The organism is Variovorax paradoxus (assembly GCF_902712855.1).
Lineage (GTDB): Bacteria > Pseudomonadota > Gammaproteobacteria > Burkholderiales > Burkholderiaceae_C > Variovorax > Variovorax paradoxus_Q.
In genome coordinates, this window is record NZ_LR743508.1 from 726,630 (window position 1) to 740,696 (window position 14,067).

The 14,067-nt window shown below is 62.6% G+C and carries 13 protein-coding genes and 1 pseudogene; 9 read left to right on the forward strand and 5 right to left on the reverse strand.

Features of this window, described 5'->3' with window-relative positions; translation table 11 throughout:
* Positions 1-4: 4 nt before the first annotated feature.
* Positions 5-3,124 (forward strand): error-prone DNA polymerase, encoded by a 3,120-nt coding sequence (locus tag AACL56_RS29935; protein ID WP_339093642.1) that lies wholly within the window; start codon positions 5-7, stop codon positions 3,122-3,124.
* Positions 3,125-3,435: 311 nt separating this feature from the next.
* Here the strand turns inward: AACL56_RS29935 and AACL56_RS29940 are convergent, their stop codons facing one another.
* Positions 3,436-4,338 (reverse strand): LysR family transcriptional regulator, encoded by a 903-nt coding sequence (locus tag AACL56_RS29940; RefSeq protein ID WP_339093644.1) that lies wholly within the window; start codon positions 4,336-4,338, stop codon positions 3,436-3,438.
* 98 nt (positions 4,339-4,436) lie between these two features.
* On the opposite strand from AACL56_RS29940, the gene AACL56_RS29945 reads away from it, so the two are divergent.
* From AACL56_RS29945 to AACL56_RS29965, 5 genes are all read left to right on the forward strand, one after another.
* A complete protein-coding gene (locus tag AACL56_RS29945; protein WP_339093646.1) occupies positions 4,437-5,321 on the forward strand; it encodes an aldo/keto reductase family oxidoreductase in 885 nt (294 codons plus the stop codon).
* Between the two features lie 209 nt (positions 5,322-5,530).
* Positions 5,531-5,734 carry a hypothetical protein gene (locus AACL56_RS29950; protein WP_339093648.1) on the forward strand — a complete coding sequence of 68 codons (204 nt, stop codon included), beginning with the start codon at positions 5,531-5,533 and terminating at the stop codon, positions 5,732-5,734.
* Positions 5,735-6,058, forward strand: a complete 324-nt coding sequence (locus AACL56_RS29955) for a DUF4142 domain-containing protein (protein WP_339093649.1) — start codon at positions 5,735-5,737, stop codon at positions 6,056-6,058.
* 52 nt (positions 6,059-6,110) lie between these two features.
* Entirely contained in the window at positions 6,111-6,359 is a 249-nt protein-coding gene (locus AACL56_RS29960) for a GlsB/YeaQ/YmgE family stress response membrane protein (RefSeq protein WP_339093651.1), read from the forward strand.
* A gap of 112 nt (positions 6,360-6,471) precedes the next feature.
* Positions 6,472-6,732, forward strand: coding sequence for a hypothetical protein (locus AACL56_RS29965; protein WP_339093653.1), 261 nt, complete (start codon positions 6,472-6,474; stop codon positions 6,730-6,732).
* A gap of 586 nt (positions 6,733-7,318) precedes the next feature.
* On the opposite strand, the pseudogene AACL56_RS29970 reads toward AACL56_RS29965, so the two are convergent.
* Positions 7,319-8,365 (reverse strand): annotated as a pseudogene (locus AACL56_RS29970) (SDR family oxidoreductase).
* A 587-nt stretch (positions 8,366-8,952) separates the two neighbouring features.
* On the opposite strand from AACL56_RS29970, the gene AACL56_RS29975 reads away from it, so the two are divergent.
* Together AACL56_RS29975 and AACL56_RS29980 are read left to right on the forward strand one after the other, a co-directional pair.
* On the forward strand, positions 8,953-10,176 hold the full coding sequence (locus tag AACL56_RS29975) for a zinc-dependent alcohol dehydrogenase (RefSeq protein ID WP_339093655.1): 1,224 nt from the start codon (positions 8,953-8,955) through the stop codon (positions 10,174-10,176).
* A 30-nt stretch (positions 10,177-10,206) separates the two neighbouring features.
* Positions 10,207-10,422: a DUF3606 domain-containing protein gene (locus AACL56_RS29980; protein ID WP_339093657.1), complete on the forward strand. Its 216-nt coding sequence runs from the start codon at positions 10,207-10,209 to the stop codon at positions 10,420-10,422.
* A gap of 1,234 nt (positions 10,423-11,656) precedes the next feature.
* Here the strand turns inward: AACL56_RS29980 and AACL56_RS29985 are convergent.
* From AACL56_RS29985 to AACL56_RS29995, 3 genes are all read right to left on the reverse strand, one after another.
* Complete coding sequence (locus AACL56_RS29985; RefSeq protein WP_339093659.1) at positions 11,657-12,007, reverse strand: hypothetical protein; 351 nt, start codon at positions 12,005-12,007, stop codon at positions 11,657-11,659.
* Positions 12,008-12,079: 72 nt separating this feature from the next.
* On the reverse strand, positions 12,080-12,682 hold the full coding sequence (locus AACL56_RS29990; RefSeq protein ID WP_339093661.1) for a L,D-transpeptidase: 603 nt from the start codon (positions 12,680-12,682) through the stop codon (positions 12,080-12,082).
* Between the two features lie 18 nt (positions 12,683-12,700).
* Entirely contained in the window at positions 12,701-12,997 is a 297-nt protein-coding gene (locus tag AACL56_RS29995) for a proteophosphoglycan ppg4 (RefSeq protein ID WP_339093662.1), read from the reverse strand.
* 737 nt (positions 12,998-13,734) lie between these two features.
* Here AACL56_RS29995 and AACL56_RS30000 point away from each other — a divergent pair.
* Positions 13,735-13,914, forward strand: a complete 180-nt coding sequence (locus AACL56_RS30000; RefSeq protein WP_339093664.1) for a hypothetical protein — start codon at positions 13,735-13,737, stop codon at positions 13,912-13,914.
* Positions 13,915-14,067 lie beyond the last annotated feature (153 nt).

The following is a 14,067-nucleotide window of genomic DNA, read 5'->3' on the forward strand; positions in this document are numbered from 1 at the left end:
ACGCATGGACCTGCCCGATTACGCCGAGCTGCGGTGCGTGAGCAACTTCAGCTTCCTGCGCGGCGCAAGCCAGCCAGAGGAACTGGTCGAGCGTGCGAAGCAACTGGGCTATACCGCGCTGGCGATCACCGACGAGTGCAGCCTGGCCGGCGTGGTGCGCGCGCACGTGGCTGCGAAGGATCATGAGCTGAAGCTGCTGATCGGCAGCCAGTTCCTGGTTGAGCCCGACGCGCTGGATGAAGGCGTTCTGCCGTTCACGCTGACCGTGCTGGCCTGCCACTTGGAGGGTTACGGCAACCTGTCCGAGTTCATCACCAAGCTGCGCCGGGTCTCCGAGAAGGGGACGTACCGGCTGCCGCTGGGCGAGATCACTGGTGCTGAACTCGAAGGCTGCGTGGTGCTGGCTTCCGCGAAACGTCAGGCCACACCTGCCCAGTTGGAGTGGCTCGGCCGCTGGCTGTATCGCGAGTTCCGCGGGCGTTGCTGGTTCGCGGTGGAGAAGCTTCGCCTGCTCGACGACGAGATGTGGTTGCACCGCTTGAGCGAGGCAAGCAAGGAGACGGGGATCCCGCTGGTCGCCGCCGGCGACGTGCATTTCCATGTGCGCTCGCGCAAGCCGCTGCAGGACGTGATGACGGCGACCCGTCTGGGCAAGCCGTTGACCGAATGCGGCCTGGACCTGCAACCCAACGCCGAGCGCCATCTGCGCACCCGACTGCGGCTCGCGCAGACCTACACGCCGGATCTCCTCGCGGAGACGCTCAAGGTGGCGGCGCGCTGCAGCTTCAGCCTCGAGGAGCTGCGCTACCAGTACCCCGACGAAGTCGTTCCCGATGGCGAGACGCCGGCCGGCTACCTGCGGCGCGTCACCTACGAAGGGGCAGGGCGACGCTGGCCCGATGGCATTCCCGCCAAGGTGCAAACGCAGATCGAGCATGAACTCACGCTGATCGCCGAGCTCAAGTATGAGCACTACTTCCTGACCGTCGCCGACATCGTGATGTTCGCGCGCTCGCGCCACATCCTCTGTCAGGGCAGGGGCAGTGCCGCGAACAGCGTGGTCTGCTACTGCACCGGCGTGACCGAGGTCGACCCTGCGCGCATGAGCGTGCTGTTCGAGCGGTTCATCTCCAAGGAACGCAACGAGCCGCCGGACATCGACATCGATTTCGAGCACGAGCGGCGCGAGGAGGTGCTGCAGTATCTCTACGCCAAGTACGGGCGGGATCGCGCCGCCATCACCGGAGTGGTGATCAGCTACCGGCCCAAGAGCGCGATCCGGGACGTGGGCAAGGCGCTGGGCATGTCGCTGGAGACGGTCGACGCGATCGCCAAGGGGCATCAGTGGTGGGATGGACGCGAGGTGCGGCCGGAGCGGTTGCAGGAGATCGGTTTGTCGATGGAGTCGCTGCAGGTGCAACAGCTCATGCACCTCACGGGGCAGCTGATCGGGTTTCCTCGTCACCTGAGCCAGCACACGGGCGGCTTCGTGCTGACCAAGGGGCCACTGTGCCGCATGGTGCCCATCGAAAACGCGTCGATGCCCGATCGCACGGTGATCGAATGGGACAAGGACGACCTTGACGCGCTCGGCCTGCTGAAGGTGGACTGTCTGGCGCTCGGCATGCTGACAGCCATCCGCAAGGCGCTGGACTTCATTGGCCTGCGCAAAGGCTGCGTCTTCGGCATGCAGGACATCCCGGCCGAGGACAGCACCACCTACGACATGATCTGCAAGGCCGACACTGTGGGCGTCTTCCAGATCGAGAGCCGGGCGCAGATGAGCATGCTGCCGCGCCTGAAGCCACGCTGCTTCTACGACCTGGTCATCGAAGTGGCGATCGTGCGGCCCGGTCCCATCCAGGGCGGCATGGTGCACCCGTACCTGAACAGGCGTCAGGGCAAGGAGCCGGTGGCCTATCCAAGCGAAGCGCTGAAGGAGGCGCTGGGACGCACACTGGGCGTGCCGGTATTCCAGGAGCAGGTGATGCAGATCTCCATCCTCGCCGCGGGCTTCACGCCCGGCGAGGCGGACGGACTGCGCCGATCGATGGCGGCCTGGAAGCGAAAGGGCGGTCTTGAGCATTACTACTCGCGGATCGTCGACGGCATGACGGCACGAGGCTACGAGGAGAGCTTTGCGAAGGCGATCTTCGAGCAGATCAAGGGCTTCAGCGAGTACGGCTTCCCTGAGAGCCATGCGGCGTCGTTCGCATTGCTTGTCTACGCGAGTTGCTGGATCAAATGTCACCACCCGGCGGAATTCCTGGCGGCGATGCTGAACTCGCAGCCGCTGGGGTTCTATTCGCCGTCGCAACTTGTGCAGGATGCGCGGCGTCATGGTGTCGACGTGCGGCCTGTGGATGTGATGTACAGCGACGTGGACTGCACGCTGGAGGATCTGGATCATGAGCCGGCCGTGCGGTTAGGGCTGCGCATGATCGGTGGGCTCAAGGCCGCCTCGGCGGATCGCATCGTCGAGGCACGCGCGCTGCATGTATTCGACAGCGCGGAAGACCTGGCGCTGCGGGCGCGGCTCGAGCTGCATGAGATGAAGCTGCTGGCGGCGGCCGATGCGTTGATGAGCCTATCGGGTCACCGGCGCCAGCAGGTCTGGGAGGCGGCGGGGCTGCGCGCGGCGCCCGGTCTGTTGCGCGAAGCGCCCGTCGACGAAGACTTCCTCGAGCTCGACGAAGCGCCGGAGGGCGAGGAGATCGTCTTCGACTACGCATCGACGGGGCTGACGTTGCGCCGGCACCCGATGGCCTTGTTGCGCGAGCGGCTGACGCTGCGCGGGTTGATGAGCGCGCAGGACCTTGAAGAAATCGAAAACGGCGAGCAGGTGAGCCACTGCGGGATCGTGACGCTGCGACAGCAGCCGGAGACGGCGAAGGGCACGATCTTCGTGTCGCTGGAGGACGAGACCGGTGTGGTGCAAGTTATCGTGTGGAAGAGCCTGCGAGAGGTGCAGCGCCAAGAGTTGCTGGGCGCGCGGCTCATGGTCGTGCATGGCACCTGGCAGCGCGAAGGGATCGTGAAGAATCTGATCGCGTCGAGGATCGAGGATCTCACGCCCTTGCTGGGCAGGCTGGCGGGGTCGGCGAGCAGCCGGGATTTCCGTTGATCCCGGCTGTAGCGCTTCGATGGCAATTGCCGGGACTGGAATCTGTGGACGCCAAACGCTAAAGCGAACGCGAACACCGACGGTTCTTCGCGCGACGCACATGTGCCGTGAGTCCCGGCCGGTCATCTCGACGTTACGAATTAGTGAAGCCTGGCGGATGCTATGACACCAGGGTGGACCGGGAACACATGGAGCACATCGCCGACACACGCCGGTGAACCGGCCGGCCTGCTACGCCGACACGACCCATCCCGGCGGGAAGGGCGTGATGCCCACCGACGCAGGCGCGACGCGCCTGAGCCATCTGCACCTCAGCGCGCCCGCGCGCGCACAAAGTCAACAAACGCCTGCAGCGGCGCGGGCAAGAGCTTGCGACTTGTGAAGTAAAGATAGGGGCCAGGGAAGCTGGGCCACCATTCCGCCAGAACCGGCTCCAGCGCGCCGCTGTCCAGTTGGGGCCGCAGCCAGTCCTCGAACAGATAGACCACCCCCGCACCACCGACCGCCGCGTCCACGGCCAGATCGGCGCCGCCGCCCAGGCGGACCACCATGCGGGGCGTGGGGTCCACGCGCACCGATTCGCCGTCTCTCTCGAAATCCCAAGGCGGCACGACGCCGCTGGCGAAGCGGCCCCGAAGGCAGGCATGGGACAGCAGCTCGCGCGGATGCCCGGGGCGTCCGAAGCGGCCCAGGTAGGCGGGTGAGGCCGCTGCTGCGAAGCGCTGGACTCGCGGGCCGATCGGCACAGCCACCATGTCCTGCGCCAGGCTCTCGTCGTAGCGGATGCCCGCATCGCAGCCGCTGGCCAGCAGGTCCACGAAGCCATCTTCGACGATGACGTCGAGCTGGATGTCGGGGAATGCCTGCAAGAAGTCTGGCACGAGGGCCGGCAAAACGAGACGCGACGCGCTCATAGGCACGTTCAGTCGAAGGGTGCCGGCGGGGGTATCGCGAAAGTTGTTGACGACATCCAACGCTTCTTCGACCTGGCCCAGCGCCGGGCCGAGGCGCTCCAGCAGGCGCCGGCCGGCCTCCGTGGGCACCACGCTGCGGGTGGTTCGGTGTAAGAGTCGCACGCCGAACTGCGCCTCAAGGCGCCGCACGGCGAGGCTCAGGCCCGAGGCGCTGCCACCGCTGGCGCGCGCGCCTTCGCGGAAGCCCTTAGTTCGCGCCACGGTGAGGAAGGCGTCGAGATCACTGAGTTCGAATTTCATTGTGCTTGGTTCTGCACGGCCTGTGTTGATTGTGCCGACTTATCACGCACCGAATCCCTCCCTAGACTGAATCACCACCCCCAAACAGGACATCACGAATGACGCACGCCTCTCAAGATTTCGCTGCCAGCCAGACCTTCATCCTCGGCGACCGGCCAGTCCGCCGGCTGGGCTACGGCGCCATGCAACTCGCCGGCCCCGGTGTGTTCGGGCCGCCCAAGGATCGCAGTGCGGCGCTTGCGGTGCTGCGCGGCGCCATCGAGGCCGGCGTGACTCACATCGATACGAGTGACTTTTACGGGCCGCACATCACGAACGAGTTGATCCGCGAAGCGCTGCATCCCTACCGCGATGACCTGGTCATCGCGACCAAGGTGGGCGCGGCGCGCGGCGCGGACGCGTCGTGGAACCCCGCGCTGTCTGCCGAGCAACTGCGCACTGCCGTGCACGACAACCTGCGCAACCTCGGTCTCCAGCAACTGGAAGTGGTCAACTTGCGCGCCATGTTCGACGTGCATGGGCCCGCCGAAGGCTCTCTGGAAGCGCCGCTGACGGTCCTTGCCGAGCTGCAGCAACAGGGTCTTGTGCGCCACATTGGACTGAGCAACGTGACGCCTCGGCAGATCGTCGAAGGACAACGGATCTGTCGCATCGTCTGCGTGCAGAACCAGTACAACCTTGCGCACCGCGGCGACGATGACCTGATCGATACACTGGCCCGCCAAGGGATTCCCTACGTCCCCTTCTTCCCGCTGGGCGGCTTTTCGCCGCTGCAATCGCAGGGGCTGTCGGCGGTGGCGCAACAGCTGGACGCCACGCCGATGCAGGTAGCGCTGGCGTGGCTGCTGCAACGCTCACCCAACATCCTGCTGATTCCGGGGACCTCGTCGGTCGTGCACCTGCATGAGAATCTGGCGGCGGCGCGCCTGGTGTTGCCGCAAGACGCGCTGGACCGACTAGAGCAGGTGGCTGCCGGCGTCTAAATCGCCGTGGGGCCTCGTAGGCCGCGTTCTGCTTGGACGGGCGTTTCGTATGGGTCTGCGCGATTGCCCCGATCCTGCGCTTGCCCGCCGCACCGCGTCGGCGCAACGAGGCCCTATAGCGCCGGCGGAGAGAAGTCGCGCGTTCCTACAGTTTCGCGAGGCGGCGCATGCCAGTCTGCACGCACACAGACTCTAGGAGAAGCTTTCTCATGACCATAACTTCTCGCTTCGTCGCGACCGCAGCAGTCTCGGCCTTGCTGCTTTTCGGCATGCCATCCTATGCCGCGGGCAAGCTCGCATCCGCCGACGAATCGCTGCTTAAAGACATCGCGCAGGCCAACATCTCAGAAGTCGAAAGCGGAAAGCTGGATGTCGACAGATCCGGCAACGCCGAAGTTAAAAAATTTGCCTAGATGATGGTTGATGACCATTCGAAAGGGCTTGCCGACGTGAAGACCTTGGCATCGGCCAGAGGAGTGGAGCTGCCCGATGGTCCAGATGCGAAGCACAAGGCAGTGTTGGTTGAATTCAATGCACTGTCCGGAGGACTTTTCGACATTCGCTACGTCAGGCAAGCGGGTGTCGGCGATCACGAGGCAACAGAGAAACTTCTCAAGAAAACGCAGGCTGATGCCAAGGACTCGGATCTGAAAGCGCTAGCAACCAAGATGTTGCCAGTGGTTCAGGGTCACCTGCAGCAAGCCAAGGACTTGGCTGACAAAACCGCAAGCAAGTAATAGGTCAAAGTGGTCTGGCAGTGGCCGTCGTTGCCTTTTTTTGAGAACATCTATGTCAATCATTTGGACAATCATCATCGGCTTCTTGGCAGGGCTGATCGCCCGCGCCGTATTACCAGGACGTCAATCTCTAGGAATGATCTGGACTACGCTGTTGGGGATCGTGGGCTCCCTCGTCGCGACATACGCGGGGCAGGCTATGGGCTGGTACACAGCGGGAACGACCGCAGGTTTCTTTGCGTCTGTCATAGGCGCCGTGATCGTGCTGGCCCTCTACGGCCTAATTGCCAAGCGCACTTGACCGCGATCTCTCTTTATCTGGTCTGTCGGCCAAGCGAGCGCATCAAATCATGCGACCTTCCAAACTGAACGCTACTGGCCATAAGCTTGCGAGGGGAGAGGCGACGAATTCCGTGGAAACCTTCGCATGCTTGGAAGACCGTGGAAGCAAGCTTTTTGTGCGCGTGAAGCGCGCGGACGGCGGTTCGGTCCCGGCCGTCATTTCCCGCGAGGCGCTGGTGGACCATTTCGCGGCCGGTGAGGGACCGCGAGATCTTGCTCACGCGTATCTTTCCCATCAGCACGTCATCAATGAAAAGGTTCTGCAGCTGGATCCGTCAGGCAGTGTGTACTCAGACAGCAACCCGATGCTGTTAGGCACTGGCGACTTTTAAGTGCCTTGAGAAGAAGCCTGCGGGAGCAGGCGCTATGCGCTCCTTACGAGCTCCTGAAACAAAAGCAGGCTGGTCCGTAACAATGTTAAAGATCATTTTCGGGGTTGCGGCAAGTCCACTGATCGCGGTTTGCATGTTTTCAATCGCGCTCCTTCTTGCATTGATGCACTTGGTAGCGTTACCAGGCTTGTTTTTGTGGGAGCGTTACCTTGAGCGCCGCCCTCTCAGGCATATGCCGCGACTGAAAAATCTAGCTGCTAAATCTGGATCAACGTTTACCTCGCGGACCACTAGCGAAAGACCACGCGATGAAAAGTCCGAAAAAACCAACACGGCCCTTCGCGATTCCGTCAATAAAACCGCGACTGCTCAGCCGCTTAATCGAGGTGACGAGGCACTACCCGGGACGCCAGGTATAGGAGTGCAAATTTGCAGCGAATGCGGCGGGAGCGGCAAATCTGCAGCAGAGCGAAGTGCGCAAAGTGCCAAGGGACTGGCAAAGTCCCAGTGGTAATCGGCGGCACATGATCACTCGGCCCTGTGAAAGGCGAAATCTGTTTCGCGGTGCTTAAAGGCGAAGACAGCCTCAGCCACGTTGGCGCCGGCGCCTCCCTCGCAGGCCGGCGAGCGCCAAGGCACCTAGAGCAGCTGCGATCGCACCGACCGCAACGGCGGCCGGGTTGATCTCGCGCGTCGCGCGAAAGCCGCCATCGATGGCGCTGCTGCGGGAGGACTCGTAAAGGTTGCCATCCGAACGCAGCGCCGGCCGCGCTCGCTGAAGTGACTTGTCGGTAAGCCATTTCATACTGCGGACAACCAAGTCCGGAGCCAAGGCGTGGGCTAGGATCCCCGGGCGCGCAGGCGCGCCTATGTAGGTGCTGGGGCGTGGACGAGTTGCCAACGACACCAGCGCATCGGCAACGGTACGCGGATCGATAACTGGTGGCGGCGGACGTACTTGCCCACCGCTGTAGTTCGCACCGTGCGACATGCCTGGTGTATCGACGAAGGTTGGGTAGACCTCGCACACATGGATGTGGGGATAGGATGATAGCTCTGCCCTCAGCGCTTCCGAGAACCCCCGCAACCCGAACTTGCTGGCTGTGCATGCTGTGGCGTAGGGTGCAGGCACCCAGCCGCCGAGCGAAATCATGTTCACCAGAGTGCCGCGACCTCGTGATTTGAAATGCGGCACGATCTCGTAGGCACCATGCATATGGCCTAAAAGGTTCGCCTCGATCACGCGCCGGTGCGCTTCCATAGGTGTCTGATCGAAAAGGCCGACAGCGCCCACGCCAACATTGTTGATCCACATGTCCACATAGCCGAAGTGCGCGAGGGCAGACTCGGCCAAAGCATGGACTGCCTTTGCGTCCGTGACATCAGTGGGAACAACCAACGCGATGCCGCCAGCGGCCCTGCACTACTGCGCAACTTCCTCTAGGTTTTCGGTATGGCGTGCAGCAAGGACGAGTGACGCACCTTCTGCGGCAAATGCTAACGCTGTCGCTCGACCAATGCCGCTGGATGCGCCGGCGATGACGACATTCAAGCTGGTGCGAGGCCCTGCTCGGGGTTTTACGACGCTGGATTGGTGAGCGGTGTGCGCTGCATCTGCTTGATGGTGTTGCATAGGGATCCTGGATAAGCGAGGTAGGGGTGAAGCGGTAGAACGTCTTTACTTCGCAGTCCGCTTGACTGGTGCCGCACCGCCGGCCTTTGTCTTTGCTGCATCGCTGGGCAGCTGCACCGGGGTGCGACCATCTGGATTCGCCCCTTTGGTGGGCTGGGGTGTTTTGGCAGGGCTGCCGGCTGAATGCACGCTTCGGCGCTGTGTCATGGCTGTGCTCCGTATGAAGAAACACAACATTGGCCTTTCTCAAACGGTCGCGTGTAGGCAAGGGCCTCTTCTTCCTTGAGAAGTGCCGCAAAGGGCGTTCACATCCAGCTCGTGCGGAACATTGCGCCAGGTTCATCCGACGCTGCAGCCGGAGAGGCGCGCCAGCCCGTAATCGGTCGCTATGCCAAAGGGTTCTCATTGGGCTGTACCCTGAGGAGGACGAGACCCAGTTTGCGAAGGCCCTGGCGCGCATGCCGAGGGCTTGTGCTCCTACAACGAGAGTAGGGCGTGAAGCCTACTTTTTCTTGCCCACGTCTAGAGCCGCGCGAAGCTGCTCATTCCCTCTCCGTTTTCGCCTTCCCATTTTCCTAGGACGTCAAATGAAAGCTCTCACCTACCAGTCTTCAAAGAAGGTCAGCGTTGAGACGGTTCCTGATCCAGTGCTCGAGCAGGAAGACGACGTTCTGCTGCGCGTGACCGCAACGGCCATCTGCGGCTCCGACCTGCATATCTTCCGCGGAAAAATTCCCGACATGGAGTCGGGCGACATCTTGGGCCACGAATTCATGGGCATCGTGGAAGAAGTCGGCAAGGGCGTGACACGGCTTAAGAAGGGGGACCGCGTAGTTGTGCCCTTCACCATCGCCTGTGGACAGTGCTTCTTCTGCAACAAGACGCTGTTTGCTGCCTGCGAGACCACCAACCCGGGCCGTGGTGCCATTCTCAACAAGAAGAACGTGCGCTCCGGTGCGGGACTCTTCGGCTACTCGCACCTGTATGGCGGCTACCCGGGCGGGCAGGCGGAATACGTGCGGGTGCCCAAGGCGAATGTGGGCCCGCTGGTCATTCCTGCTGGACTGGCCGACGAGCAGGTGCTGTTCCTCTCGGACATCCTACCCACGGGCTATCAGGCCGCTGTGAATGGCGAAGTGGGCCCCGGCTCGACGGTGGCCATCTTCGGCGCGGGACCCGTAGGCTTGATGGCCGCAGCCTCGGCCCGGCTGCTGGGCGCCGAGCGCGTCTTCATGGTCGACGAGCATGCCTATCGACTGGAATTCGCCCGGGCCACTTACGGCGTGGAGCCAATCAACTTCAAGGACATCGACGATCCGGCTGGCGCAATCATCGAGCGCACGGATTTCCGCGGCGTCGACGCCTCCATCGACGCGGTCGGCTTCGAAGCCAAAGGAAGCACTCTGGAGACGGTCATGACTGACCTGAAGCTCGAAGGCTCCAGCGGAAAAGCGCTTCGCCAGGCCATTGCCGCGACGCGGCGCGGCGGGGTGGTGAGCGTGCCGGGCGTCTACGCGGGGTTCATCCACGGCTTCTTGTTCGGTGACGCGTTCGAGAAAGGGTTGACCTTCAAGATGGGCCAGACGCATGCGCAGCAGCACATGCCCAAGCTGCTCGAGCATATCCAGGCGGGCGACCTGAAGCCTGAGGTGATCATCACGCACCACATGGCGTTGGAAGACGCCGCGCGTGGTTACGACATCTTCGAGAAGGCCGAGGAGGACTGTCGCAAGGTCGTGCTGACGCCTTCGGGTCCGCAGCCTGCTGCCCACCCTGTCGCGCTCGAGGCTGATCGAGCCCTACCGCTCTAAGCTCAGTTTCCAAACAGTTCAGGAGATCTCATGGCAAATCAAAGTGATTCCGCGGCGCCCCGCATCGACAAGAACGACGCTGGACAGGTCGCGCGCTGGACGCGTGAATTCGACGTGACCGAGGAGCAGCTGACCCAAGCCATCGCCAAGGTCGGCGACAAGGCTGCCGACGTGGAGTTGTACCTGAAGGGCAGCCGCAGCTCCACTAACGCGGACACCGCAAGCGAGGCGGCCAAGACCAAGTAGGTACCCTCTCAGAACTCGAGGGATCCGATTTTCGAGGGCTTCAGGCTGGAGCGGAACCGACTGGAAATGCGACCCAGCGGGTGCGCCACGGTGCTGAAAGGGCGCAAGTGCCAATGCTGTGCGGGCACCCACGCACGCATGTTACCTGGGCCAAGGTTGCGCCGTTGCTGGCGCCGCCCAGCCCGTGAATGCCCGGACCTCCGAGAGTTCGTTCGGTCTTCCAAACCAGCCAACAGAGTCGATCATTCGGGCTCATCCAAGCGCGCAAAAGCTGAGAACTGCGTTCCACTCAAACGGCGCCTGGGCCACACGCGCTTTACGGTCGTGGGGCAAAGTCCTCGCAGCTACGTCGCGTTGCGAGCCGCATTTGACCATCTGTAAGACTCACTCGTCTTGTATTGCTCACGGCGTCCCGATCGCGAAGGCGCTCGCGCGGTGCACATACATGTTCGCGGCACGCGGGCGGCATCCGTGTTTCTATGCTCAACCCGACTCGCGCCATCCCCGTGGATCCCGCTACTTGGTGCGGTGGATCAGACTCGCAAGTGAGCAAGGAAGGCGTTTGCTGATTTCTGCCGCGCCATCCATGGTTCCGCCGCCACCCAAGCGATGGTCGAGGACTACCGCGTGAGCTTGGGCACCGATTGGGTCGAGGTGAAACCGGAAGGGCCATAGGCGGTATCGCCCACGCGTAAAGACCTGACAGTCCTACGCGGCGCTGCTGTTCTCGCCGTGACACCTTAGCCATGAAAAACCTACTTCTTCGAATGCTAGCTCCAATGCTCGCATGCGGCGCCCTCGGTGCCGCAGTGACAGGCCCAGCCTTGGCCCAGTCCACCGGTAACCCAAAGGGAACTGCGGCGCCGCCTTCCGCCGACGGGCAGAAGGCGCCAGCGACTCGGGCGCCCACCGGCGGACTCGGCGAAAGCGGAAAGATCATCACAGACGAAAGTACGGCCAGGGCTCGCACTCAAACGAGCAAGCCGCCAGCCTCGATCGGCGGTGGCAAGGCGACACGGGACGGCGAACCTGGTAGGTCCGGCAGCGGCGCGGCCGCAGGCGGCGCCGACCCCTCTGCCAAACCAGCGCCCCAGTAAGCTACAAAGCCGCAGCGAACCGGTCATTTCTCACGACAACGACGCGAACGCCTAAGCTATCCAATAGCGTAGCGTCCTTTGACAACCCTGAGCCTGTCAAGGCTTGTAGTCCCTTGCTGGTGAATTGGGCGACGCTGCTATTCGCCGCGCTCTCTCTTGACATGCGCTTCTGCTTCGAGCCAGTCGACGATCTCGCTGCCGGACCCTCCACCCGAGGCCATACGTCTTTGGTAGGCTTCGTATGCTGCCTGTCGGATGGCATCTTCGCGTGAGGTCTCCGGCACCGAATGGTCGCGGTTGTCTTGCACATCGCCGCGGGCGTCAGCAGAGCTGGCTCCTTCGATCTGTTCGGCTTCGCCAGGAAAGGCGTGAGCCTTGTTGGCTTCGCGTCCCATTCGGCTTCCCTCTGCAAAGCTGTCTTGACCGACCGCCCGGTTCTGTTCGATGTTGACTGGCGACATCTGCTTTTGCGTGGTGGTCTGATTCATGATCTCTCCTTAGAGATGGGCAGGTGATCGTTGAAAATTGAGTGAGCTTGGCGGCGGCACGAACGCGGCTGTTCAAGGCTTCAAAAAACCGAACATGGCTTTGTCGGGCATCGTCTTCTCGGGCAGCACATATACGACACCGTTCCGATTGCCAAGCGAGGGCTTGACGTAGGCGTCGTAGAAGGCGGCGGGCACGTTGATGCAACCGAACGTGATCCGGTTGTCGTCCGCGGTGGGCGTGGCGAGCCGTTCGAGTCGGCGCTCGGCCTTCACATTCGGGCGCACGCGATGCATGGAGACGGCAGCATCGTAGTCGACCCACACGATGTCTTCACCAGACAAGTTTCGTCCAGGTTCGCTGGCGAACCGGCCTGCGGGAGTCGTGCGTTCCTCGGGTCGGATCTCCAACATCTTCCGCTCGCCGATACCCGGCACCGACTTGTCGCCGCGAGCCAGCCCAAGCAACACCGGCGACGAGCCGGCCAGCGTGCCGTTGCCGCGGAAGACGTAAACGCGCGCCTGCCGCTTGTCAACCACTGCAAAGGGGCCGCCTTTGTTGTCCCCGGAGGAGACGGCTTCGTGCGCAATGCGCTGCACATCGCCCTGCGCCGCTACTGCGGCGAAAGGAGCGAGGAGCAGCACTGCAAGCACGCGACGAAGCGCCCGAGTGCTCATTGCAGGAATTGACACGGATCAGTTGCGGTCCGCACGGGCAGGGCGCATGCGTTGCGTTGCGGTTCCGTTGCTGGCCATGCTGGTGTCGTTGCTGGTGCCCGTCGCCATGCTGCCCGAACTTTGCGCAGTCCCGCTGGTGCCGGAGTTGTTCTGAGGCGTTGTGCCTGTGGTTCCCATCGGGCCGCCTGCGGGATTCTGCTGACCTGCGGCCGTGGCGGGGTTGGCGGGCGCCGTGGTAGGTGGATTGCCTTGAGCCAACACTGCGCCGCTCGTGGCGAGGGCAAGTGCTGCGGCGATGATTGAAGTCTTGTTCATGAGAGTCTCCTGGGTAAATTGATGGTGGGTTCGACGGAAAAGCCTTTGATTTCGGCCACCGGTCGATCTCGACCGGTTCCGCACGATTGGTCTGGCTGTGCACATACCACGTCGGTTGTCGGCGGGGTGTGTCGTAGGAGAGCGCGAGACACGGTTGAACAACGACGCTTATGTCTGCATAAAGCCCATCGCCCCGGTCGCGAACCGCGATCTTTGCATTCCACGAACTCTCTCGGAGGTGTCTTGGATCACCTGCTGCTTTGCGCGACGAGGTCTTGCGCAACCATCGGACCACTGCGGAACTGCTGCGTGGCAACGCGCTGGTGACTTTGACAAGATCTCTTGGACTTAGGCGCTGCGCAGATGTGACCGCTTGCCCGGCCGCGCCGTCGCAGCCACTTGCTTGGCGGAGACGGCCGCCCCAAGCTCCTCGCGTCTCGGTCCTTGCGTCATTCGCTTGGTTCTGGCCGCCAGCGCCACTTATTCGCGCAGGCGGTGGATGGAGTTGCTCGCGCTCTGCCGAACTTGTTCTTGGATTTCTCGGCCCTTGGATCCTGCCCAAGCAGGCAAGCAGGCCCGCCTAACGTTTCGCTTCGAGTCGCGCCCCCAGTGCTGAAAGGGCGCCCTGCGCGCGCTCGAAACGCTTGTAGACCTACAGCTTCTCCGCTGCGCGCCTGACGGCAGGCACCGCTTCATCCGCGAACATACCAATCAGTCACCAGATTAGATGTTCTCGTATGAAACTGAAATTGAAGCCGCTGGCTGCGATGCTGGCTCTAGTTGGGACCTTCTTTGTGGCCCTGGGAATTCCAATGGCGGTCGCGCAGCCTGCTGATGTCTGCGCGTCGTTTTCTGCATCTTGGGAGCCGGCCGCTGTAAAAAACCAGATCATCCGCTCATGCCGGGATAGCGATTAGGCGTGCCAGTTTTGTCCTCTGGCTACCCGACTTGGTGGCGCAGGCGGAACCTGACTGACTAGGTTCGATCAGCAGGACGGGCGTTGCAATGCCTCGGGAGCCAACGACCCGCGGGGCGTTCAGGAGAGGCTTGCGAAGAAAGGAACGGTCGAC

Coding starts and splice junctions, on each gene's coding strand:
- AACL56_RS29975 (WP_339093655.1), top strand. CDS start 8,953: ATGAAAGCTCTCACCTACCAGTCTTCAAAGAAGGTCAGCGTTGAGACG.
- AACL56_RS29985 (WP_339093659.1), bottom strand. CDS start 12,007: ATGAATCAGACCACCACGCAAAAGCAGATGTCGCCAGTCAACATCGAA.
- AACL56_RS30000 (WP_339093664.1), top strand. CDS start 13,735: ATGAAACTGAAATTGAAGCCGCTGGCTGCGATGCTGGCTCTAGTTGGG.
- AACL56_RS29955 (WP_339093649.1), top strand. CDS start 5,735: ATGATGGTTGATGACCATTCGAAAGGGCTTGCCGACGTGAAGACCTTG.
- AACL56_RS29990 (WP_339093661.1), bottom strand. CDS start 12,682: ATGAGCACTCGGGCGCTTCGTCGCGTGCTTGCAGTGCTGCTCCTCGCT.
- AACL56_RS29980 (WP_339093657.1), top strand. CDS start 10,207: ATGGCAAATCAAAGTGATTCCGCGGCGCCCCGCATCGACAAGAACGAC.
- AACL56_RS29945 (WP_339093646.1), top strand. CDS start 4,437: ATGACGCACGCCTCTCAAGATTTCGCTGCCAGCCAGACCTTCATCCTC.
- AACL56_RS29940 (WP_339093644.1), bottom strand. CDS start 4,338: ATGAAATTCGAACTCAGTGATCTCGACGCCTTCCTCACCGTGGCGCGA.
- AACL56_RS29960 (WP_339093651.1), top strand. CDS start 6,111: ATGTCAATCATTTGGACAATCATCATCGGCTTCTTGGCAGGGCTGATC.
- AACL56_RS29935 (WP_339093642.1), top strand. CDS start 5: ATGGACCTGCCCGATTACGCCGAGCTGCGGTGCGTGAGCAACTTCAGC.
- AACL56_RS29950 (WP_339093648.1), top strand. CDS start 5,531: ATGACCATAACTTCTCGCTTCGTCGCGACCGCAGCAGTCTCGGCCTTG.
- AACL56_RS29995 (WP_339093662.1), bottom strand. CDS start 12,997: ATGAACAAGACTTCAATCATCGCCGCAGCACTTGCCCTCGCCACGAGC.